Origin of the sequence: Pseudomonas ovata (assembly GCF_003131185.1) — a bacterium.
Lineage (GTDB): Bacteria > Pseudomonadota > Gammaproteobacteria > Pseudomonadales > Pseudomonadaceae > Aquipseudomonas > Aquipseudomonas ovata.
The window spans coordinates 295,302-317,701 of the sequence record NZ_QFFU01000003.1 but is presented as its reverse complement, the minus strand read 5'-3'; the positions used below and the strand labels follow the sequence as shown (position 1 = coordinate 317,701).

The following is a 22,400-nucleotide window of genomic DNA, read 5'->3' as shown; positions in this document are numbered from 1 at the left end:
ATAAGTGCCTCACTTTGCGTGATATGGGCTTTGGGCGTTTGCCGTTATGATAGGCACCCCCGCAGTCTGGATTGCGAATACGCCATGACCCTGCAGTATCAAACCATTGCCGATTGCATCGGCAACACACCACTGGTGCGCCTGCAGCGTATCGGTGGCGACACCCGCAATACCCTCCTGTTGAAGCTTGAAGGTAATAACCCCGCAGGCTCGGTCAAGGACCGCCCGGCGCTGTCGATGATCACCCGTGCCGAAGGGCGCGGCCAGATCCAGCCCGGCGATACGCTGATCGAGGCGACCTCCGGCAACACCGGCATCGCCCTGGCGATGGCTGCGGCCATCAAGGGTTACCGGATGATCCTGATCATGCCGGACAACTCCAGTGCCGAGCGCAAGGCCGCCATGACCGCCTATGGCGCCGAGCTGATCCTGGTCAGCAAGGAGGAGGGCATGGAAGGTGCCCGCGACCTGGCCGAACGCATGCAGGCCGAAGGCCGCGGCAAGGTACTGGACCAGTTCGCCAACGGTGACAACCCGCAGGCGCACTACACCAGCACCGGCCCGGAAATCTGGCAGCAGACCGCTGGCACCATTACTCATTTCGTCAGCTCGATGGGCACCACCGGCACCATCATGGGCACCTCGCGCTACCTCAAGGAGCAGAACCCGGCGGTGCAGATCGTCGGTCTGCAACCGATGGAAGGTGCTGCCATCCCCGGTATCCGCCGCTGGCCCGAAGAGTACCTGCCGCGTATCTATGAGTCCGATCGCGTCGACCGGATCATCGACATGGGCCAGGCCGAGGCCGAGGATGTGATGCGTCGCCTGGCACGCGAAGAAGGCATTTTCTGCGGCGTGTCCTCCGGCGGTGCCGTGGCCGGCATGCTGCGCCTGTCGCGTGAAGTCGAGAACGCCGTGATCGTCGCCATTATCTGTGACCGCGGCGACCGCTACCTGTCGACCGGCGTCTACGACGCCCCCAACTGATGGCCAAACACGAACGAGGGCTGCGCTTCCAGCCTGCCGGCGGGGTGAAAAACACTCAGGTGCCGGTCGGCAAGAAGCAGCGCCTGGTCATCGAGCGCCTGGCCAGTGATGGCCGCGGGATCGGCTTCGTCGAAGGCCGCACCTGGTTTGTCACCGGCAGCCTGGCCGGCGAAGACGTCGAGGCGCGGGTGCTCAATGCCCGGGGCAAGGTGGTCGAGGCGCGCACCGAGCGGGTCTTCAAGGCCTGCGAGTCGCGTCGGCCGGCGGCCTGTGAGTATTTCGGCCGCTGCGGCGGGTGCAGCGTGCAGCACATGCCCCACGCCCAGCAACTGGCGCTCAAGCAGGAGATGCTGGCCGAGCAGCTGCAGCGCGTGGCCGGTGTAGCGCCCGAGCAATGGTCGGCGCCCCTGGTCGGCCCCGAGCTGGGTTACCGGCGCCGGGCGCGGGTGGCGGTGCGCTGGGACCAGAAGGCGCGACGGCTGGACGTCGGTTTTCGGGCGGCAGCCAGTCAGGATATTGTCACCATCGGTCATTGCCCGGTGCTGGTGCCTGAGCTGCAACCGATGATGGCGCAACTGCCGGCCTTGCTCGCGCGTCTTGGCAAACCCCAGGCACTGGGGCATGTCGAGCTGTTCAGCGGCACCTCGCGCGCCCTGTTGCTGCGTCATACCGCACCCCTGGCCGAGGCCGACCTGGGCATCCTGCATGACTTTTGCAAGGCGCATCAGGCGCAGCTCTGGCTGCACGGTGACGGCGAGCCATACCCGGTCGACCCGACGCAGGCGCTGGGCTATCGGCTTGAGCCCTGGAACCTGAGCCTGGCCTGGCGCCCCGGCGATTTCATCCAGGTCAACGCGCAGGTCAACACGTTGATGATCGAACAGGCGCTGGACTGGCTGGCGCCGCAGCCTCATGAGCGGGTCATGGACCTGTTCTGCGGGCTGGGCAACTTTGCCTTGCCGCTGGCCGGCCAGGTGCGTGAAGTGCTGGCCATCGAGGGCGTGCAGACGATGGTCGAGCGCGCCGCCCTCAATGCCCAGGCCAACAGGCTGGCCAACGTCACGTTCCGCCAGGCCGATCTTTCCGGCTCGCAGGCGGTGGCAGAGGGCGCTGTAGACGGGTGTTCTGCGGTACTCTTGGACCCACCGCGCGATGGCGCCTTTGATGTGGTGCGCCAGATCGGCCAGTCAGGCGCGCGGCGCCTGTTATATGTGTCATGTAACCCGGCAACCCTGGCCCGCGACACGGTCGAGCTGGTCAGGCAGGGCTACCGGTTAAAACGCGCCGGAATTCTCGACATGTTTCCGCAGACGGCGCATGTCGAGGCGATGGCTTTATTCGAAATGAGTGAGTGAGCAACGGTTCAGAGGATCGAGCCGGTACTGACAGGGAATCTCGTTTAATCCGACCGGCCCGCGAATGCCGGTGCTTGTGGGCCCCGCAAGTGGCATTCGCGCAAGAAGGCAGGCGACTGTCGGCGCTATTCATCGCGCCGTAGGGAAGGTAATGCATGGTACAGGTGAGAGCACACCAGCCGGTCAACACTGACGGCAGTATCAATCTCGACGCATGGCTCGATCATATCGTCAGCGTCGATCTGATTCTGGATCGCGAGGCCATGAAAGCGGCCTGCGAATTCGCCCGGCAAGCCGAGCAGCAGAACAAGGCCACCACCAACGATTGGGCGGATGGCACGTCCAGCTCCCAGACGGGACTGGAAATCGCCGAAATTCTGGCGGACCTCAAGCTCGACCAGGACACCCTGATCGCGGCGGTCATCTATCGCGGCGTGCGCGAAGGGGTCATCCCGCTGGCGCAGGTCGAAGAGCGCTTTGGTGCGACCGTGGCCAAGCTGATCGACGGCGTGCTGCGCATGGCCGCCATCAGCGCCAGCCTCAGCCCGCGCCAGTCGCTGGTGCTGGGCAGCCAGACCCAGGTCGAGAACCTGCGCAAGATGCTCGTGGCCATGGTCGACGACGTGCGTGTGGCGCTGATCAAGCTGGCCGAGCGCACCTGCGCCATCCGGGCGGTAAAGAACACCGACGAAGAAAAGCGCAACCGCGTCGCCCGTGAAGTCTTCGACATCTATGCGCCGCTGGCGCATCGCCTGGGCATCGGCCATATCAAATGGGAGCTGGAAGACCTGTCTTTCCGCTACCTGGAGCCCGAGCAGTACAAGCAGATCGCCAAGCTGCTGCACGAGCGGCGCCTGGACCGCGAGCGCTTCATCAATGATGTGATGAGCCAGCTCGACAACGAGCTGCAAGCCACCGGCGTCAAGGCCGACATCAGCGGCCGGGCCAAACACATCTATTCGATCTGGCGCAAGATGCAGCGCAAGGGCCTGGCCTTCAGCCAGATCTACGACGTGCGCGCTGTGCGCGTGCTGGTGCCGGAAATGCGCGACTGCTACACCGCGCTGGGCATCGTGCATACCTTGTGGCGGCACATTCCCAAGGAGTTCGACGACTACATCGCCAACCCCAAGGAAAATGGCTATCGCTCGCTGCACACCGCCGTCATCGGCCCGGAAGGCAAGGTACTGGAAGTGCAGATCCGCACCCACGCCATGCACGAAGAGGCCGAGCTGGGGGTGTGTGCGCACTGGCGCTACAAGGGCACCGACGTCAAGTCCGGCTCCAACCACTACGAAGAGAAAATCTCGTGGCTGCGCCAGGTGCTGGAATGGCACGAAGAACTGGGCGATATCGGTGGCCTGGCCGAACAGCTGCGGGTCGACATCGAACCCGACCGCGTCTACGTGTTCACCCCGGACGGCCACGCCATCGACCTGCCCAAGGGGGCGACGCCGCTGGACTTTGCCTACCGGGTGCACACCGAGATCGGCCACAACTGCCGGGGCGCCAAGATCAACGGGCGCATCGTGCCGCTCAACTACAGCCTGCAGACCGGTGAGCAGGTCGAGATCATCACCAGCAAGCACGGCACGCCGAGCCGCGACTGGCTGAACTCCAACCTGGGCTACATCACCACTTCACGGGCACGGGCCAAGATCGTCCACTGGTTCAAGCTGCAGGCACGCGACCAGAACGTCGCTGCCGGCAAGACCCTGCTCGAACGCGAGCTGGCGCGTGTGGCGCTGGGCCAGGTCGACTTCGACAAGCTGGCCGAAAAAGCCAACTACAAGACCGCCGAGGACCTGTTCGCGGCCTTGGGTGCGGGCGATCTGCGCCTGACGCAACTGGTCAACCTGGCGCAACAGCAGGTCGAGCCGGAGCGCCTCAACGAAGTCGAGCTGATCCCGCGCAAGGCCACCGGCTACCGTCCTGGCAAGCGCGGCGACATCCAGATCCAGGGCGTCGGCAACCTGATGACGCAGATCGCCGGCTGCTGCCAGCCGGTGCCGGGCGACGCGATTGTCGGCTACATCACCCAGGGACGCGGCGTGACCATTCACCGTCAGGACTGCGCCTCGGTGCTGCAGCTGGGCGGCCGCGAGCCGGAACGGATCATCCAGGTCAGTTGGGGGCCGGCGCCGGTGCTCACCTACCCGGTGGACATCATCATTCGTGCCTATGACCGTTCAGGTCTGCTGCGTGACGTCACCCAGGTGCTGCTCAACGAGCGCATCAACGTGCTGGCGGTCAACACCCGCTCGAACAAGGAAGACAACACCGCGCTGATGTCGCTGACCATCGAGATTCCAGGGCTTGAGGCCCTGGGCCGGTTGCTGGGGCGAATTGCCCAGTTGCCGAATATCATCGAAACCCGACGCAACAAGACATCGTAGGAGCGCGCTTGCCGGAATGCCGGACCACCGCGACCGAGTGCGCTAGCGCTCGCAAAAATGGTGGCCTCACTATCGTAGGAAGGTCCTTGCGGACCTTGTCGCGGGCAAGCGCGCTCCTACGTCGGCCAGGAAATCCCCCATGTATCAGTTGCAAGACCTGTTGAACCTCATGGCCCGGCTGCGTGATCCGCAGTACGGGTGCCCATGGGACTTGAAGCAGACCTACGCCAGCATCGTGCCGCATACGCTGGAAGAGGCTTATGAAGTGGCCGATACCATCGAACGGTCCGACTTTGCTCATCTTCAGGGTGAGCTGGGCGACCTGTTGTTTCAGGTGGTGTTCTACGCCCAGTTGGCCAAGGAAGAAGGGCGCTTCGAGTTCGATGCGGTGGTGGACGGCATCACCCGCAAGTTGCTGCGCCGCCATCCACATGTGTTTCCCACCGGCGAGCTGTATGCGCCGCTGGAAACCCCGCGCCTGAGCGAAAGCGAGGTCAGTCGGCGCTGGGACGAGATCAAGGCCCAGGAGCGCGCTGAGCAGGCCGATGCCCCGGAGCAGTTGTCGTTGCTTGACGATGTGCCGGTGGCCTTGCCGGCGTTGTCGCGGGCCGGCAAATTGCAAAAGCGCGCGGCGCAGGTCGGGTTTGACTGGCCGGCCGCCTTGCCGGTGGTCGACAAGGTCCGCGAAGAACTCGATGAAGTGCTGGAGGCCATGGCCGAAGGCGATGCCGGGCACATGGCCGATGAGATCGGTGATTTGCTGTTTTCAGTGGTGAATCTGGCGCGCCACCTTAAAGTCGACCCCGAAACTGCGCTACGCTCGGCAAACGGCAAGTTCGACCGGCGCTTTCGCTTCATCGAAGCGGTGGTGCGTGATCAGGGCCGTGCGCTTGAGGCGTGCAGCCTGGAAGAACTCGATGCCCTGTGGGGCGAAGCCAAACGACAGGAAAAGCATCCATCCCTGTGTGGTGTGGTGCGTGAAATCGAATAAGCGAGTAGACAATGAGCCTTTCCCTACGCGACCAGTTGCTCAAGGCAGGTCTGGTCAACGAAAAGCAGGCCAAGCAGGCCGGTAAAGCCAAGCAGAAAGAACAGCGCCTGGTGCACAAGGGCCAGATCGAGGCCGACGACTCGCAAAAGCGTGCCGCCCAGGAAGCGATGGCCGAAAAGGCCAGGCGTGACCAGGAGCTCAATCGCCAGCAGCAGGAAAAGGCCGAAGCCAAGGCCCGTGCCGCGCAGGTCAAGCAACTGATCGAAGTGTCACGCATTCCCAAGCTGACCACTGAAGACTATTACAACTTTGTCGACGACAAGAAGGTCAAGCGCATCCCGGTCAATGCGCTGGTGCGCAACAAGCTCAGCAGCGGCTCGCTGGCGATCGTGCACCATGGTGGGGGCTACGAGATCATCCCGCGCGAGCCGGCCCTGAAGATCCAGGAGCGCGACCCGCGCCGTATCGTGTTGCTCAATACCCCGACCGAAGCACCGGATGCCGACGACCCGTATGCGGCCTATCAGATCCCTGATGACCTGATGTGGTAAGCCTCTTCATCGGCTGATCAACGCAAAGACAAAACCCGCTCAAGGCGGGTTTTGTCTTTCAAGAGATCAGGCTCAGTGGCCTCTGCGATTTTCCTGTTCTTCGAGCTCGGCCTTGTAGCGCTGGGCATCGGACTCGTCATGGAACATGCCGACCAGTTGATCCTGCTGGTAGACGTCCCAGACGTGAATGCCGTGGGCTACGGTTTCATGGGAAAGGTGGGCATCGTCGCGCTCGGTCACTTTTACAGTCATGTCGTTCAGCTCCTGAATCTGGAAACTGCGGCGATCTGTCGCAGGCCTTCTTTATAGGTTTTGTTAGCTTCCTAAGTAAAGCCCTTGTGCAGGGCAATATGTGGCTGAACTATCCTGAAAATTATTCAAGCTATTGATTTATAAGGATTTGATTGTTTCTTAATGTTTCATGAAGCATTTTTCATGTAAGCGTCCGGCACTTTTTGCCGGCGAAAAAAAGCCCCGGTTCTCGCGAGCCGGGGCTTTTTGCTGTCGCAGGCCTGGCGCTTAGCTGCCCTTGACGGTCTTACCGTTGACCGTACCGTCCTGGAGCATGATGTTGTACTCCTTGCCGTCGGTTTCGACCTGTTGCAGGCGCACCAGCAGGTAATCCCAGTCCTTGGCAAACCAGAGCACGGTGGTGCGTTTGCTCTGCGTCGGGTCGCGCACGCGCTCGACCTTGATGGCATCGATCTGGCCGGCCTTGGTGCTGACCTTTTCAGACCCCAGGACGCGGAAGTCATAGGTGTCCAGTTCGTCGCCGTCGACCACCTGGTAGCTCATGCTTTTCTTGCCGGCGGCCACGTCGTGCTGCAAGGCCAGTTGATAGGTGGACTTGTCGAGCACGCCGCGGTTGATCGGCAGTTTGACGGCATCGCTGCGGTCGGAGCCGGTGACGAACTTGGTCGACCAGTCGAACACCAGGTCGACCTTCTTGGACTTGCCCAGGCCGCTGCGTTCGAAGTTGTAGGTCAGCGGCACCATGACATCTTTATCGACCTTCAAAGTGCTCGACTCGGACAGGCTGGCAATGACCATCGACGCCTTGAAATCGAGATTCCAGACGCCATCGGCACCGGCTTTCAGGCTGCGCTCGGCGGTGCCGCTCATGGGCAGCTGCTTCCAGTCGGCGGTGTAGCTGGCGGAGAAGGGCTGAAGTTCGGCTGCCTGGCTGGCGGGCAGGGCAAGCAAAGCAGCAGCGAAGAGCAAGGCACGACGCATGGAATCTCCTAGTTTCGAATCAGATGGCCGCTGGCCGGGAGCAACTGGCCATCGAGGGAAGCGCCTTGTTCGTCAAGACGCAGACGGTCTTCGACGAACCAGCGGATGGCCAATGGGTAAATCCGGTGTTCCTGGGCATGGACACGCTGCGCCAGGGTTTCAGGGGAGTCGTGCAACTCTACCGAAACCACCGACTGTACGACCAGCGGTCCGCCATCGAGTTCCTCGGTGACGAAGTGCACGCTGCAGCCATGCTCGGTATCACCAGCCTCCAGCGCCCTTTGATGCGTGTGCAAGCCCTTGTAGAGGGGCAGCAGCGAGGGGTGGATGTTGAGCAGGCGACCCTGGTAGTGGCGCACGAAATCGCCACTGAGGATGCGCATGAACCCGGCCAGCACGACCAGGTCCGGCGCGAAACCGTCGATCAGTTCGGCCAGGGCGGCGTCGAAGGCCTCGCGGCCCGCGAAACCCTTGTGGTCCAGGACACGGGTGCTGATACCCGCGTCCCTGGCCCGTTGCAGGCCGAAGGCATCGGCGCGGTTGGAAATCACCGCGACGATGCGCGCCGGGCTGCCGGCCTCACTGAACTGGTCGATCATCGCTTGCAGGTTGCTGCCGCTACCGGACAGCAACACCACGACATTGCGCGCCACTGGACTCGACGCTGGCATCAATGTGCCTTGAGGTTTTTCAGCTCGACCTGGGCCGCGCCTTCGGCGGCCGTGGCGATCTGGCCGATCACCCATGGCTGCTCGCCGGCCTCGCGCAGTACGTTCAGCGCCTGCTCGACGTGCTCCTGGGCCACACAGATGACCATGCCCACGCCGCAGTTCAGGACGCGGTGCATTTCGTGTTCTTCGACGTTGCCCTGCTGCTGCAGCCAGTCGAAGACCGCCGGACGCTGCCAGCTGGCCACGTCGACCACGGCCTGGGCGCCTTCAGGCAGCACGCGCGGGATGTTGTCCAGCAGGCCGCCACCGGTGATGTGGGCCATGGCCTTGACCGCGCCGGTGTCCTTGATCAGCTTGAGCAGTGGCTTGACGTAGATGCGCGTCGGGGCCATCAGCAGTTCGGTCAGCGGCTTGCCATCGAGCTGGATGTTCTCGATGTCGGCACCGGCCACTTCGATGATCTTGCGGATCAGCGAGTAACCGTTGGAGTGCGGGCCCGACGACGGCAGGGCGATCAGGGCGTCACCGCTGGCCACTTTGGAGCCGTCGATGATCTCGGCCTTTTCCACCACGCCGACGCAGAAGCCGGCCAGGTCGTAGTCTTCGCCTTCGTACATGCCGGGCATTTCGGCGGTCTCGCCGCCCACCAGCGAGCAGCCGGCCAGTTCACAGCCGGCGCCGATGCCGGTCACCACCTGAGCGGCGGTGTCGACATTGAGCTTGCCGGTGGCGTAGTAGTCGAGGAAGAACAATGGCTCGGCGCCACAGACCACCAGGTCGTTGACGCACATGGCCACCAGGTCGATGCCGATGGTGTCGTGCTTGTTCAGGTTCAGCGCCAGGCGCAGCTTGGTGCCTACACCGTCGGTGCCGGAAACCAGCACGGGCTGTTTGTAGCCGGCCGGGATTTCGCAAAGCGCGCCGAAACCTCCCAGACCGCCCATGACCTCGGGGCGCGCGGTCCGCTTGGCCACGCCTTTGATGCGTTGGACCAATGCTTCACCGGCGTCGATGTCTACACCGGCGTCTTTGTAGCTGATGGAGGGTTGCTTGCTCATAAAAAAATCCAGGCCTTCAGGGGGATTCGGAGGATCGACCGCGACACCCAGGTTTTGCACATGCATGCATGCCGTACCGGAGTCGGTGCCATTTTCGGTCTGTGAAGGCGCGCGATTTTAGCAGGCTTGCCGCGCCGGGGCCATCCTTGGGGCCGAGTGGTGCCGGTGCTCAGGTTCGGTTAAGGCGTCGACCTGTACAATAACGCCCTTGATGTGAATGATTGAGGCTTTGTTGTTGTCTCAAGCCTCGTATTGACTGCTGCCATCTTCCGTTCGGGAACTGCCCCATGCGTCTTTCCAGCTACCTTCTTCTTGGCTGCCTGAGCCTGGCAAGCCTGCCGACGCTCGCGCAGACCGTGACCAACCTTTATCAAGTGCGTGAGCCGGTGGCCAGCCAGGCGCCCGACGAGCGCGACCGTGCCACCCAGGCGGCGGTGCAGACCCTGGTGCAGCGCCTGACCGGCAATGCCAAGGCGCCGCTGGCCGAGGTGCGCAAGAACCCTCAACAGATCATCAGCCAGTACGGCTATGAAGCGGGGCCGCCGGAGAAGCTGCTGGTGGATTTCGACCCGGCCAGCACCGACCGCGCCTTGCGTCAGGCCGGGCTGCCGATCTGGGGCAGCAACCGGCCCAGCATTCTGGGCTGGTGGCTGATCGATTCCGTCGAAGGTTCCAACCTGGTTGGCGACGGCCAGGGCGCCGCCGAACCGCTGCGCCGCGCCGCCGAGCATCGCGGCCTGCCCTTGCACCTGCCGCTGGCCGACCTGGGCGAGCAGGGCGTGGGCACCGCCGAGCACCTGGCCGACAAGGACGGCGTTGACATCAAGCAGGCTTCCGAGCGCTACGGCACCGACGCGATCCTGGCCGTGCATGCCCGTGAAGAGAGTGGGCAGTGGCAAGGCACCTGGCGTCTGTGGCTGGGCGATACCCGGGAGCAGGGCAAGGCCGGCGGGGCGAGCGTCGAAGCCTTGGCCGATGCCGTGATGCTGGCAGTCAGCGAGCGCCTGGCGCCGCGCTTTGCCATCAAGCCAGGCGCGGTCGCCAGCGCCTTGCAGGTGCAGTTCCAGGGCTCGACGCTGGAGCGTTATGCCGAGCTGCAACGCTTGCTCGACCCCTTTGGTGGGCGCCTGGCGCTGGTCGAGGGCGACCGGTTGACGTTCGACGTCAGTGCCAGTGCCGAGCAGGTCCGTTCGCAACTGGCCTTGGCCCGCTTGCAGGAAGTCCCGGCCAGCGAGGCGCTGCCGGTCCAGGCGAGCGGGCCGGTAAACGCGCCCGCATCACCATCAGATACCGCTGCACCGGCGCCCGCGCCGGCCAATGCCCCCCAGTTATACTTTCGCTGGTAAGGGTGCAAATGATGTTTTCCAGGTGCAGAGGCATTAAATGACGGATTCGCGGCGTTGGTTCTGGCTGGGTGGTGCGGTGTTGCTGCTGGTCTTTCTGGGGGTGCTGCACACCATTCTGATGCCGTTTCTGGTGGCATTGCTGCTGGCTTATATGGGTGACCCGCTGGTCGATCGCCTGGAGCGACTCGGCCTGTCCCGTACATTGGGCGTGGTGGCGGTGTTCGGCTTGTTCACTCTGGTGCTGATGGCCTTGCTGCTGGTGCTGGTGCCGATGCTGTTCCGTCAGTTGATGCGCCTCTACGAGCTGGCGCCGCAAATACTCGACTGGCTGCAGCACACAGCGTTGCCCTGGGCCCAGGCCAAGTTTGGCCTGTCCGATGGCTTCTGGCGTTTCGACAAGCTCAAGACTTCGCTGTCCGGGCACATCGGCGAAGCGGGTGATGTCGTCAGCCTGGTGCTGTCGCAGGCCACGGCTTCAAGCCTGGCCTTGATTGGCTGGCTGACCAACCTGGTGCTGATCCCGGTGGTGTGCTTCTACCTGTTGCGCGACTGGGACGTGATGATGGGCAAGATCCATGGCCTGCTGCCGCGCCAGCGCGAGGCGCGCATCGTCAGCCTGGCCGGTGAGTGTCATGAGGTGCTGGGCGCGTTCATTCGCGGTCAGTTGCTGGTGATGGTGGCGCTGGGGGTGATCTACGCCGCCGGCCTGATGCTGGTGGGCCTGGAACTGGGCCTGCTGATCGGTGTGATCGCCGGGCTGGCGGCCATCGTGCCTTATATGGGCTTTGTGATCGGCATTGGCGCGGCGCTGATCGCCGGGCTGTTCCAGTTTGGAGGTGACCTGTATCCGATGCTGGGCATCGTGGCGGTGTTCATGGTCGGCCAGGCACTGGAAGGCATGGTGCTGACACCGTTGCTGGTGGGCGATCGCATCGGCCTGCACCCGGTGGCGGTGATTTTCGCGATCCTGGCCGGTGGCGAACTGTTCGGTTTTACCGGCATCCTGCTGGCACTGCCGGTGGCTGCGGTGATCATGGTGCTGTTGCGTCATGTTCATACGCTATACAAGGCGTCGGATGTCTACGCCGGCACGCGCGATCCGGAGCTTTGAGCGCACTGGCACTGGGCGCGCCTGCAAGCCTTTGATTTTCCTTGGGGTGCGTCGCATTGTGCGGCCCGCCTTGCAGGTATAGACTTTGCATTCTTTTTCGCGAGGTTCGCTTGCTCCCAGGAAGCGCCCAGCCAGCATGAAACCCGTTCAGCTGCCCTTGAGTGTGCGTCTGCGTGACGACGCCACGTTCGTCAATTACTACCCCGGCGCCAATGCAGCGGCGCTGGGCTATGTCGAGCGCCTGTGTGAAGCGGACGCGGGGTGGACCGAAAGCCTGATCTACCTGTGGGGCAAGGACGGGGTAGGTCGTACGCACCTGTTGCAGGCCGCGTGCCTGCGTTTCAAGCAGCTCGGTGAGCCGGCGGTGTACCTGCCCCTGGCCCAGTTGCTCGAAGAGGGCGTCGAGCTGTTCGACCATCTGGAGCAATACGAGCTGGTGTGCCTGGACGACCTGCAGGCCATTGCCGGCAAGCCGGACTGGGAAGAAGCGCTGTTCCATCTGTTCAATCGCCTGCGCGACAGCGGCCGACGCCTGCTGATCGCCGCCTCCAAGTCGCCCCGTGAACTGCCGATCAAGCTGCCCGACCTCAAGTCGCGGCTGACCATGGCCCTGGTGTTCCAGATGCGCGGCCTGTCCGATGAAGACAAACTGCGTGCACTGCAATTGCGCGCGTCACGCCGCGGCCTGCACCTCACCGATGACGTGGGGCACTTCATCCTCACGCGCGGCACGCGCAGCATGAGCGCGCTGTTCGATCTGCTTGAGCGCCTCGACCAGGCGTCATTGCAGGAGAAGCGCAAGCTGACCATTCCCTTTCTCAAGGAAACCCTTGGGTGGTAGACCCGCAGTTGATGCGCCAGGCCGGTGCAGCGCTGCGCCATGCCCGCCGCATTCTGGTGATCACCGGGGCCGGGCTGTCCGCCGATTCGGGGTTGCCGACCTACCGGGGCGTCGGCGGCCTGTACAACGGCCGCACCGATGACGACCTGCCCATCGAAGTGGCCCTGTCGGGGCCGATGCTGCGCCGCGACCCGGCACTGTGCTGGAAGTACATTGCTCAGTTGGGCAGTGCCTGCCTGGGCGGCGAACCCAATGTCGCGCATTACGCCATTGCCCAGTTGCAGCGTCTCAAGCCCGAGTGCTGGGTGCTGACCCAGAACGTCGACGGGTATCACCGTGCCGCTGGCAGTCCGCCGGAACGACTGATCGAAATTCACGGGCAGATGGCACTGCTGTTCTGCCAGGCATGCGGCGCACAGGATCCTCACCTGAGCGAGCACCTGCAACGACCCTTGCCGCCCCTCTGCAGGGTGTGTAATGGCATTTTGCGACCGCCGGTCGTGTTGTTTCAGGAAATGCTGCCGGAACAGGCCTTGAGCGCTCTGGAACAGCAGATGAGCCTGGGGTTCGATGCGGTTCTAAGCATTGGCACCACTGCCAGTTTTCCTTATATCCAGGAACCTGTGCTGCGCGCCCGTGTCTCAGGCGGGTTTACCTTGGAAATCAATCCCTTGGCCACTGATCACAGTGCCGCCATGGACGTGTTTCTCAAGGGGCGGGCGGCACATGTCATGCCTGAACTCATAAGTCACATTTAATTCGATAGAATTTGCAAATCACTTTCATTGAAGGCATAGTCGCGGCTCCTGAATTTTCCGCCACGGTCGTGCCCATGCAAGTTGTTCGCTTCGCACCCCTCGTGCCACTGCTTTTTGCCACGTTTCTGTTCGGTTGCTCGACCCAGTCATCGGTCACCCAGCCGCAGCCTGAACACCAGGCGCAGTACACCCATTCCATCACCGCCCAGTCCGGCGTGCGTCATGCCCACACTGCTCAATTGCAGCAGGAGCAGGAAGCCGAAGAAGAACTGGCCGGGTTCTCCAGAAACACCTCCTACCAGTTGCCGTTGCTGGCCGACTCCATTCTGGAACGCGGCAAGTCGCTGATCGGTACGCGCTACCGTTTTGGCGGCAGCTCGACTACCTCGGGCTTCGATTGCAGCGGTTTCATCAATTTCCTGTTCCGCGAAGAGGCCGGCATGAGCCTGCCGCGTTCGAGCCGGGAAATGATCAATATCGATGCACCGCAGGTTGCCCGCCGCGACCTCAAGCCGGGTGACCTGCTGTTCTTCAGCACCGCCGGTCGCGGTCGTGTCAGCCATGCAGCGATCTACCTGGGGGATGCGCAGTTCATTCATTCCAGCAGCCGCCGCAGCGGCGGAGTCCGGATCGACAGCCTGGACGACTCGTACTGGAGCAAGACCTTCATCGAGGCCAAGCGCGCCCTGGTGCTGGCACCGCCAAGCGGCGACGTGCAGACCACGGCGATGACCTCGACCAGCGTAAAACCCGCTACTATCAAACGCCATAAATAACGTGATGCCCGGTCCCTGACCGGGCTTTGTGCTTTCGGCAACAAGGCCGCATCCGAAGGGAGTAGTTGTGGTTATGTCGATGACGTTACGCCTGATGGTGATTTCCCTCGCAGCGCTGCTCGGCGCCTGCGCCAGCGCACCACCCCCCCAGAAACCCCGTATCGTTCAGCGCCCCGTGCTGGCTGCGCCCGCGACCGTAGCGTCACCGGCGGTCGAGGATGTGCTGTTTCGTGCCTTGGGGCTGGTGGGTACGCCATATCGCTGGGGCGGCAATACCCCGGATTCCGGTTTCGATTGCAGCGGCCTGATCGGCTATGTGTACCGTGACATGGCCGGCATCAGCCTGCCACGCTCGACGCGCGACATGATCGTGATGAACGCGCCGACCGTGGGGCGTGAACAGTTGCAGACCGGCGACCTGGTGTTCTTCGCCACCTCCGGCGGCTCGCAGGTGTCGCATGCCGGTATCTATGTCGGTGAAGGGCGCTTCGTGCATGCACCGGCCACCGGCGGCACGGTCAAGCTCGACAGCCTGAGCAAGCCTTACTGGCAGAAGGCCTATCTGAACGCCAAGCGCGTGATCCGCCCGGAAAGCCTGGCGCAGAACGGCCGGTGATTCACAGTCTTTATTCTGCTCTGTAATCGGATGGACTCGCCCACGCCTCGGCGTGGGCGAGTCCATCTGATTACCTGGCTGATGTCACGCGCCAGATGCGGTTGCCTACATCGTCCGCCACCAGCAGGCCGCCACGCTGGTCGTTGACCACGCCCACCGGGCGGCCCATGGCTTTCTCGTCCTTGTCCAGGAACCCGCTCAGCACATCGACCGGCTGGCCTGCAGGCTTGCCGGCCTTGAACGGGATGAACACCACCTTGTAGCCGCTGTGCGGCTTGCGGTTCCATGAGCCGTGCTGGCCGATGAACATGCCCTCATCGAACGGCGCGGCCAGGGTCTTGCCGTCGGCGAACACCAGCCCGAGCGAAGCGGTGTGCGGCCCCACGGCATAATCGGGCACCAGGGCGCTGGCGACTTTCTGCGGCTCTTGTGGCTGCACGCGTTCATCGACGTGCTGGCCGTAGTAGCTGTAGGGCCAGCCATAAAAGCCGCCGTCCTGCACCGAGGTCACGTAGTCGGGTACCAGGTCGCTGCCGATTTCGTCGCGCTCGTTGACGGCGGTCCAGAGTTTGCCGGTCACCGGTTCCCAGTCCATGCCGTTGGGGTTGCGCAGTCCCGAGGCAAATAGGCGTTTCTGCCCTGAAGCGCGGTCCACTTCCCAGATGGCGGCGCGCCCCTGTTCCTGGTCCATGCCGTTCTCGCCGACATTGCTATTGGAACCGACTGTGACGTACAGCTTGCTGCCATCACGACTGGCGATCACGTTCTTGGTCCAGTGGTGATTCAGCTCGCCACCTGGCAGGTCAGTGATCACCGCAGGTGGCCCGCTGATCCGGGTCTGGCCGCTTTCATAGGAGAAGCCGAGCAGGCGATCGGTGTCAGCGACGTACAGCGTATTGCCCACCAGCGTCATGCCGAACGGTGAGTTGAGGTTTTCCAGCAGCACCGAGCGGGTCTCGGCAACGCCGTCGCGGTCGGCATCGCGCAGCAGGGTGATGCGGTTGGCGCTGGGCACGCCGGCCCCGGCACGGCTCATGACCTTCTTGGCGATCCAGTCACGCAATCCCCCGGAGGTCTCCTTGGCGGGCGTGTTGGATTCGGCCACCAGCACATCGCCGTTGGGCAATACATACAGCCAGCGCGGATGGTCCAGGCCTTCGGCAAAGGCGGCCACTTGCGTGCCGGGGGCGGCGACCGGCTTGCCGCCCTCGGGCCAGCCGATGGCCGGGGCGATATTGACCGTCGGCAGCAGGGTCTTGTTGGGGGCGGGCAGCTGCGGGGCAGGGCCCGAGCCGTCGGCCACTTGCAGGCTGGCGGTTTCGCCACAGGCTGCCAGGCCGCCTGCGGTGAGCAGGATGATTGCGCAATGCGGGACACGCTTGAGCATGGTGAGGCCTCGCCATAAACCAAAAGCTGATTATGGATAGAGAAAGCGCCGTCCGTGAGGTTCAATTCAATACTGTTTGACGCTGTTTACCCAACCCTCTACCCTTCGCCGCTTGTTTCAGGTGCCTTGCAATCATCGATTGGCGAGGTGAAACAGGGAAGCCGGTCAGGACCTGTCCAATTCCGGCGCTGCCCCCGCAACGGTAGATGAGTCAAGGCGGTGTCCGACGCCACTGGGTTTGCCCGGGAAGGCGCACCGCCAGGGGTAACACCCGCTCATGAGCCCGGAGACCGGCCTGTCACTCTTTCCACAGCATCACGGCGGGCGATGCTCTGCAACGGGTACGCGCCTGGCGGCCCGAGGCTGTCCTGTCGTCTGCTTTCGCGTGCCCCCCAGCGGAGAGCTGAAGATGAACCCATCCCCCGAACGTGACGAACGCCACCTGGCGCGCATGCTGCGCAAGAAAGCCATCATCGACGAGCGCATTGCCAATTCGCCCAATGAGTGCGGCCTGCTGCTGGTGCTCAGCGGCAATGGCAAGGGCAAGAGCAGTTCGGCGTTCGGCATGCTGGCCCGGGCCATGGGACACGACATGCAATGCGGTGTGGTGCAGTTCATCAAGGGCCGCAACAGCACCGGCGAAGAGCTGTTTTTCCGGCGTTTTCCCGAGCAGGTGCGCTATCACGTGATGGGCGAGGGCTTTACCTGGGAAACCCAGGACCGTCAGCGCGACATCGCCGCTGCCCAGGCGGCCTGGGAGGTGTCGAAGCAATTGCTCAGCGACCCGGCCATCAGCCTGGTGGTCCTCGATGAACTCAATATTGCCCTCAAGCACGGCTACCTGGACCTCGACCAGGTGCTGACCGATCTGCAGGCGCGCCCGCCCATGCAGCATGTGGTGGTCACCGGCCGCGGTGCCAAGCCCGAATTGATCGAACTGGCCGACACCGTGTCGGAGATCGGCATGGTCAAGCATGCCTTTCAGGCCGGCATTCGTGCGCAAAAGGGCATCGAGCTGTGAGTGACGCTGCCCGCCAGTGCCCCGCCGTATTGATTGCCGCCCCGGCCTCCGGGCAGGGCAAGACCACCGTCACCGCTGCGCTGGCCCGGTTGCATCGCAATCAGGGGCGCAAGGTGCGTGTGTTCAAATGTGGCCCGGATTTTCTCGACCCGATGATCCTGGAGCGCGCCAGCGGTGCGCCGGTCTATCAACTGGACCTGTGGATGATCGGCGTCGAAGACAGCCGCCGTCTGCTCTGGGAGGCGGCCGGTGAGGCCGACCTGATTCTGATCGAAGGGGTCATGGGCCTGTTCGACGGCACCCCGTCCAGCGCCGACCTGGCGCGGCACTTCGGGGTGCCGGTGCTGGGCGTCATCGACGGCACCGCCATGGCCCAGACCTTCGGCGCCCTGGCCTTGGGGCTGGCGCGTTATCAGCCGGACCTGCCGTTTGCCGGCGTGCTGGCCAACCGGGTCGGCACTGTGCGCCATGCGCAACTGCTGGAAAACAGCCTGACCGAAGGGCTGCGCTGGTACGGCGCGTTGTCGCGCGAGACCGGCATTGAGCTGCCCAGCCGCCATCTGGGGCTGGTGCAGGCCAGTGAATTGAACGATCTGGATGCGCGCCTGGATGCCGCCGCCCAGGCGCTGGGCAGCACTTGCGAAGTGACGCTGCCGCCGCCGGTGACCTTTGCTGCGCCCGAACCGCAACCGGTCGAGCCGTTGCTGGCCGGGGTGCGCATTGCCATCGCCCGTGACGAAGCGTTTGCCTTTGTCTATGGCGCCAGCCTCGACCTGCTGCGGGGCATGGGCGCCGAGTTGAGTTTCTTCTCGCCGATCCATGACACGCAGCTGCCCGAGGCCGACAGCCTGTACCTGCCCGGGGGGTATCCCGAGCTGCACCATGTGGCCCTGGGCGCCAACCGTTTGATGCGCGAGGCGATTGCCGCCCATCACGCGGCAGGCAAACCGATCCTGGCCGAGTGCGGCGGCATGCTCTACCTGCTCGATGCCCTGACCGATGTCCAGGGCGTGCGCGTCGAACTGGCCGGCCTGGTGCCGGGCGAGGCGGTGATGCAAACGCGCCTGGCGGCCCTGGCGCTGCAGAACGTGGCGCTGCCCGAAGGCTTGCTGCGCGGGCACACTTACCATCACTCATTGACCAGCACGGCCCTGGAGCCGATCGCCCGGGGCGTGAGCCCCAATGGCGGGCGCGGGGCCGAGGCGGTCTATCGCCTGGGCCGGTTGACGGCCTCGTACGTGCATTTTTATTTCCCTTCGAGCCCGCCTGCGATTGCGGCGCTGTTCACGCCATGAGCGACGCAGCCTTCAGCCCCGATGAGCGGGCGGCGGTGTACCGGGCCATTGCCGAGCGCCGTGACATGCGCCACTTCAGTGGTGGCACGGTGGCGCCCGAACGGCTGGCGCGTTTGCTGGAGGCCGCGCACCAGGCGCCCAGCGTCGGTTTGATGCAGCCCTGGCGTTTCATCCGCATCACCGACCGGACCTTGCGTGCCAGCCTGCAGGCCCAGGTCGAGCAGGAGCGGGTGCGCACTGCCGAGGCCCTGGGTGAGCGCGCCGATGACTTCATGAAACTCAAGGTCGAGGGCATCAGCGATTGCGCCGAGGTGATCGTCGCGGCGCTGATGGACGGCCGCGAACAGCATATTTTTGGCCGGCGTACCTTGCCGGAGATGGACATCGCGTCGTTGTCCTGCGCCATCCAGAACATGTGGCTGGCGGCGCGGGCCGAAGGCCTGGGCATGGGCTGGGTGTCGCTGTTCGACCCCGATGCGTTGGCCGCCTTGCTCGACATGCCCGCCGGCGCGCGGCCCCTGGCCATTTTGTGCCTGGGACCGGTCGATGGCTTTTATCCGGCACCGATGCTGGTGCTCGAAGGCTGGGCGCAGGCGCGCCCGCTCGAACAATTGCTGTATGAAAACCAATGGGGAGTGCATCCATGAGTGTGGCGCTGTTGAGCGCGGCGGGGGTGGCGCTGGATGCGTTGCTGGGCGAGCCGAAACGTTGGCATCCGCTGGTGGCGTTCGGACGCTATGCCGAGCGTATCGAGCAACGCTTCAATGCCGCTGGTCGTGGCTGGCGCAGCCATGGTGTCACCGCCTGGGTGCTGGCCGTGGTGCCGTTGACCCTGTTGATCACGCTGCTGAGCTGGTTGCCGTACCTGGGCACGCTGGTCGAGATCTTGGCGCTGTACTGCGCGCTGGGGCTGCGCAGCCTGGGTGAGCATGTGCAACCGGTGGCGGCCGCCTTGCGTGGCGATGACCTGGACGAGGCGCGCAAGCGGGTCGGCTACCTGGTCAGCCGGCAGACTTCGGAACTCGATGCCAATGGCGTGGCCCGTGCCGCCACTGAGTCGGTGCTGGAGAACGGCAGCGATGCGGTGTTTGCCGCGCTGTTCTGGTTTGTCGTGGCCGGGGCGCCGGGCGTGGTGCTGTACCGGCTGAGCAATACCCTGGATGCCATGTGGGGCTATCGCAACGAACGCTTCGAGCGTTTCGGCTGGGCGGCGGCGAAGATCGACGATGTCCTCAACTATATGCCGGCGCGGCTGGTGGCCCTGACTTACGCGGTGCTGGGCAAGACGCGCCTGGCGCTGCGCTGCTGGCGCACCCAGGGGCCGACCTGGGACAGCCCCAATGCGGGCCCGGTGATGGCGGCCGGCGCCGGTGCGCTGGGCGTCGAGCTGGGCGGGCCTGCGGTGTATCACGGTGAGGTGCATGAGCGCCCGCCGTTGGGTGAAGGCAAGCCTGCCGATGCAGAGTCCATCGAGGCCGGCTGGCAACTGGTGCAGCGCGGCGTCTGGCTGTGGCTGCTGGTGCTGTGTGCAGGAGCACAATTGTATGCTTGAACACGGAGGCCGCTTGCGGGCGGCGGCGCAGCGTTACGGGATGGCCGAGGCCGACTGGCTGGATGTGTCCACCGGTATCGCACCCTGGGCCTGGCCGATTCCGCCCATCGAGGCGCAAGACTGGGCACGTCTGCCGCAAGCCGATGACGGCCTTGAAGCCGCAGCTTGCGCGTATTACAACGCCCCGCGTGCCTTGCCGTTGCCGGGTTCGCAAGCCGCGATCCAGGCCTTGCCGCGCCTGCGCAGTGGCGGCAAGGTCGGCGTGGTCTCGCCCTGTTACGCCGAGCACGCGCATGCCTGGCGCAAGGCCGGCTTTCTGGTGCGTGAAGTGCTGGCCCATGAGGTCGACTACTTTCTCGACAGCCTCGACATTCTGGTGGTGGTCAACCCCAACAACCCCACGGGGCTGCTGCTGGCGCCTGAGCGCTTGCTGGAATGGCACGCCCGGCTGGCCGAGCGCGGTGGCTGGCTGGTCATCGACGAGGCCTTCATGGACAGCACCCCGGCCTCAAGCCTGGCCGCCGAAACCACGCGCAGCGGCTTGATCGTGCTGCGCTCGTTCGGCAAGTTCTTCGGCCTGGCAGGGGTGCGCCTGGGCTTTGCCCTGGCCGAGCCGAGCCTGCTCAAGGCACTGGCCCGCGAGATCGGCCCCTGGGCGGTCAGCGGTCCCACCCGCAGGATTGGCCTGGCCTGCCTGAGCGACCGGGCCGGCCAGCAGGTCCAGCGCCAGCGCCTTGAACAGGCCGCCACGCGGCTTGCCGGGTTGCTGGCCGCCCACGACCTGGCACCGACCGGCGGTTGCGCCCTGTTTCAATGGCGGGTCACGGCCCATGCGCAACCTTTATATGAGTTTGCCGCCCGGCGTGGCGTGCTGTTACGTCTGTTCATCGGCGAAAACGCCGACGCCTGCAGCCTGCGCTTTGGCTTGCCGGCCAGCGAGGCTGACTGGCAGCGCCTGGACACCCTGTTGCATGACTATTTCAAGGAACTGACATGACCACCCTGATGGTGCAGGGCACCACCTCCGATGCCGGCAAGAGCACGCTGGTAACCGGGCTGTGCCGCTGGCTGGCGCGCCAGGACGTCAGCGTGGTGCCGTTCAAGCCCCAGAACATGGCCCTCAACAGTGCCGTCACCGCCGACGGTGGCGAGATCGGACGCGCCCAGGCGGTACAGGCCCAGGGCTGCGGGCTGGCGCCGCACACCGACATGAACCCGGTGCTGCTCAAGCCCAACAGTGACACCGGCGCGCAGGTGATCATTCATGGCCGGGCGGTGACCACCATGAATGCCGTGGCCTACCACGGCTACAAGACCATCGCCATGCAGGCGGTGCTGGCCTCGCACCAGCGCCTGAGCGAGGCCTATCAGGTGGTGATGGTCGAAGGCGCCGGCTCCCCGGCCGAGATCAACCTGCGCGAGAACGACATCGCCAACATGGGCTTTGCCGAGGTGGTCGACTGTCCGGTGCTGCTGATTGCCGACATCAATCGTGGCGGGGTCTTTGCCCATCTGGTCGGCACGCTGGAGCTGCTGTCGTCTAGCGAGCAGGCGCGAATCAAGGGCTTTGTCATCAACCGCTTTCGCGGTGACATCGCTTTGCTGCAGCCCGGCCTGGACTGGCTGGAGCAGCGCACCGGCAAGCCGGTGGTCGGCGTGCTGCCCTATCTGATGGACCTGCACCTGGAGGCCGAGGATGGCCTGGACCGGCGCCAGGCCGACAAGGCCGAGCAGGTGCTCAATGTGCTGGTGCCGGTGTTGCCGCGCATCAGCAACCACACCGATTTCGACCCGTTGCGCCTGCACCCGCAGGTCAATCTGCAGTTCATAGGCGCCGGCCAGCCCATCCCGCCGGCCGACCTGATCATTCTGCCTGGCTCCAAGAGCGTGCGCAGCGACCTGGCCTGGCTGCGCGCCAACGGCTGGGACGAGGCCATCGCCCGTCACCTGCGCTATGGCGGCAAGCTGCTGGGCATTTGCGGCGGGTTACAGATGCTCGGCCAGCACCTGCACGATCCGCAAGGGCTGGAAGGCGCGCCCGGCTCCAGTGCCGGCCTGGGGCTGCTGGACATGAGCACGGTGCTGGAAAGCGAAAAGCAGCTGCGCAATGTCCGCGGTCACCTGGCGCTTGAGGGCGCCGAGGTGGCCGGTTACGAGATTCATGCCGGCGTCACCACGGGTGCAGCGCTTGAGCACTGCGCGGTGCGCCTGGACGATGGCCGTTGCGACGGCGCCCAAAGCACGGACGGGCAGATCTTCGCCACCTACCTGCATGGCCTGTTCGAGTCGCCGGCCGCCTGCACCGCGTTGCTGCGCTGGGCCGGGCTGGCCGAGGTGCAGAGCATCGACTACCACGCCCTGCGCGAATACGACATCGAGCGCCTGGCCGATCTGGTCGACCGGCACCTGGACGTGGCCTTGCTGCGCCAGCTCTGCGGCCTGGAGCACGCCTGAC

Annotated in this window: 22 protein-coding genes and 1 riboswitch; of the genes, 17 read left to right on the top strand and 5 right to left on the bottom strand. The window is 64.3% G+C overall.

Annotation, left to right across the window (positions count from 1 at the left end; all coding sequences use genetic code 11):
- Window positions 1-84 precede the first annotated feature (84 nt).
- From cysM to DGA31_RS06835, 5 genes are all read left to right on the top strand, one after another.
- On the top strand, window positions 85-987 hold the full coding sequence (gene cysM, locus DGA31_RS06855; RefSeq protein WP_056838145.1) for a cysteine synthase CysM: 903 nt from the start codon (window positions 85-87) through the stop codon (window positions 985-987).
- A complete protein-coding gene (gene rlmD / locus DGA31_RS06850) occupies window positions 987-2,342 on the top strand; it encodes a 23S rRNA (uracil(1939)-C(5))-methyltransferase RlmD (protein WP_109512022.1) in 1,356 nt (451 codons plus the stop codon). The genes cysM and rlmD overlap by 1 nt, the downstream gene beginning before the upstream one ends.
- 155 nt (window positions 2,343-2,497) lie before the next feature.
- The gene (gene relA, locus DGA31_RS06845) at window positions 2,498-4,738 is read left to right on the top strand and encodes a GTP diphosphokinase (RefSeq protein WP_109512021.1); all 2,241 of its coding nucleotides are present in this window, start codon (window positions 2,498-2,500) and stop codon (window positions 4,736-4,738) included.
- Window positions 4,739-4,877: 139 nt separating this feature from the next.
- Window positions 4,878-5,729, top strand: a complete 852-nt coding sequence (gene mazG / locus DGA31_RS06840) for a nucleoside triphosphate pyrophosphohydrolase (protein WP_109512020.1) — start codon at window positions 4,878-4,880, stop codon at window positions 5,727-5,729.
- Window positions 5,730-5,740: 11 nt separating this feature from the next.
- The gene (locus DGA31_RS06835) at window positions 5,741-6,280 is read left to right on the top strand and encodes a DUF2058 domain-containing protein (RefSeq protein WP_056838154.1); all 540 of its coding nucleotides are present in this window, start codon (window positions 5,741-5,743) and stop codon (window positions 6,278-6,280) included.
- Between the two features lie 72 nt (window positions 6,281-6,352).
- Here the strand turns inward: DGA31_RS06835 and DGA31_RS06830 are convergent, their stop codons facing one another.
- From DGA31_RS06830 to purM, 4 genes are all read right to left on the bottom strand, one after another.
- Window positions 6,353-6,532: a DUF3110 domain-containing protein gene (locus tag DGA31_RS06830; RefSeq protein WP_056838156.1), complete on the bottom strand. Its 180-nt coding sequence runs from the start codon at window positions 6,530-6,532 to the stop codon at window positions 6,353-6,355.
- 267 nt (window positions 6,533-6,799) lie between these two features.
- Window positions 6,800-7,513: a DUF3108 domain-containing protein gene (locus DGA31_RS06825; RefSeq protein WP_109512019.1), complete on the bottom strand. Its 714-nt coding sequence runs from the start codon at window positions 7,511-7,513 to the stop codon at window positions 6,800-6,802.
- An 8-nt stretch (window positions 7,514-7,521) separates the two neighbouring features.
- A complete protein-coding gene (gene purN, locus DGA31_RS06820; RefSeq protein WP_109512018.1) occupies window positions 7,522-8,184 on the bottom strand; it encodes a phosphoribosylglycinamide formyltransferase in 663 nt (220 codons plus the stop codon).
- Window positions 8,184-9,242: a phosphoribosylformylglycinamidine cyclo-ligase gene (gene purM / locus DGA31_RS06815; protein ID WP_056839050.1), complete on the bottom strand. Its 1,059-nt coding sequence runs from the start codon at window positions 9,240-9,242 to the stop codon at window positions 8,184-8,186. Before purM ends, purN begins: the two co-directional genes overlap by 1 nt.
- 287 nt (window positions 9,243-9,529) lie before the next feature.
- Between purM and DGA31_RS06810 the strand changes: the two genes are divergently transcribed.
- The 6 genes from DGA31_RS06810 to DGA31_RS06785 all read left to right on the top strand — a co-directional run bounded on the left by DGA31_RS06810 (window position 9,530) and on the right by DGA31_RS06785 (window position 14,690).
- Entirely contained in the window at window positions 9,530-10,588 is a 1,059-nt protein-coding gene (locus DGA31_RS06810; RefSeq protein ID WP_109512017.1) for a DUF2066 domain-containing protein, read from the top strand.
- Between the two features lie 37 nt (window positions 10,589-10,625).
- Window positions 10,626-11,699: an AI-2E family transporter gene (locus DGA31_RS06805; protein WP_056838164.1), complete on the top strand. Its 1,074-nt coding sequence runs from the start codon at window positions 10,626-10,628 to the stop codon at window positions 11,697-11,699.
- A 136-nt stretch (window positions 11,700-11,835) separates the two neighbouring features.
- Window positions 11,836-12,540 carry a DnaA regulatory inactivator Hda gene (gene hda / locus DGA31_RS06800; RefSeq protein ID WP_056838166.1) on the top strand — a complete coding sequence of 235 codons (705 nt, stop codon included), beginning with the start codon at window positions 11,836-11,838 and terminating at the stop codon, window positions 12,538-12,540.
- The gene (locus DGA31_RS06795) at window positions 12,534-13,298 is read left to right on the top strand and encodes an NAD-dependent deacylase (protein ID WP_161959156.1); all 765 of its coding nucleotides are present in this window, start codon (window positions 12,534-12,536) and stop codon (window positions 13,296-13,298) included. Before hda ends, DGA31_RS06795 begins: the two co-directional genes overlap by 7 nt.
- Window positions 13,299-13,372: 74 nt before the next feature.
- Window positions 13,373-14,074, top strand: coding sequence for a C40 family peptidase (locus DGA31_RS06790; RefSeq protein WP_109512016.1), 702 nt, complete (start codon window positions 13,373-13,375; stop codon window positions 14,072-14,074).
- 73 nt (window positions 14,075-14,147) lie between these two features.
- Entirely contained in the window at window positions 14,148-14,690 is a 543-nt protein-coding gene (locus DGA31_RS06785; protein ID WP_056838173.1) for a C40 family peptidase, read from the top strand.
- A gap of 70 nt (window positions 14,691-14,760) precedes the next feature.
- On the opposite strand, the gene DGA31_RS06780 is transcribed toward DGA31_RS06785, so the two are convergent.
- The gene (locus DGA31_RS06780; RefSeq protein WP_109512015.1) at window positions 14,761-16,077 is read right to left on the bottom strand and encodes a PQQ-dependent sugar dehydrogenase; all 1,317 of its coding nucleotides are present in this window, start codon (window positions 16,075-16,077) and stop codon (window positions 14,761-14,763) included.
- 102 nt (window positions 16,078-16,179) lie between these two features.
- Window positions 16,180-16,390, top strand: a riboswitch (cobalamin riboswitch).
- Window positions 16,391-16,486: 96 nt separating this feature from the next.
- Between DGA31_RS06780 and cobO the strand changes: the two genes are divergently transcribed.
- Genes cobO through DGA31_RS06750 form a run of 6 tightly spaced genes read left to right on the top strand, consistent with a single transcriptional unit; the run spans window position 16,487 to window position 22,399 of the window.
- Window positions 16,487-17,098, top strand: a complete 612-nt coding sequence (gene cobO / locus DGA31_RS06775) for a cob(I)yrinic acid a,c-diamide adenosyltransferase (RefSeq protein WP_056838177.1) — start codon at window positions 16,487-16,489, stop codon at window positions 17,096-17,098.
- Complete coding sequence (locus DGA31_RS06770; protein ID WP_109512014.1) at window positions 17,095-18,393, top strand: cobyrinic acid a,c-diamide synthase CobB; 1,299 nt, start codon at window positions 17,095-17,097, stop codon at window positions 18,391-18,393. Before cobO ends, DGA31_RS06770 begins: the two co-directional genes overlap by 4 nt.
- Window positions 18,390-19,040 (top strand): 5,6-dimethylbenzimidazole synthase, encoded by a 651-nt coding sequence (bluB, locus tag DGA31_RS06765; protein ID WP_056838180.1) that lies wholly within the window; start codon window positions 18,390-18,392, stop codon window positions 19,038-19,040. Before DGA31_RS06770 ends, bluB begins: the two co-directional genes overlap by 4 nt.
- Entirely contained in the window at window positions 19,037-19,945 is a 909-nt protein-coding gene (cbiB, locus tag DGA31_RS06760) for an adenosylcobinamide-phosphate synthase CbiB (protein WP_056838182.1), read from the top strand. The genes bluB and cbiB overlap by 4 nt, the downstream gene beginning before the upstream one ends.
- Entirely contained in the window at window positions 19,938-20,942 is a 1,005-nt protein-coding gene (gene cobD / locus DGA31_RS06755; RefSeq protein ID WP_109512013.1) for a threonine-phosphate decarboxylase CobD, read from the top strand. The genes cbiB and cobD overlap by 8 nt, the downstream gene beginning before the upstream one ends.
- Complete coding sequence (locus DGA31_RS06750; RefSeq protein ID WP_109512012.1) at window positions 20,939-22,399, top strand: cobyric acid synthase; 1,461 nt, start codon at window positions 20,939-20,941, stop codon at window positions 22,397-22,399. Before cobD ends, DGA31_RS06750 begins: the two co-directional genes overlap by 4 nt.
- Window position 22,400 lies beyond the last annotated feature (1 nt).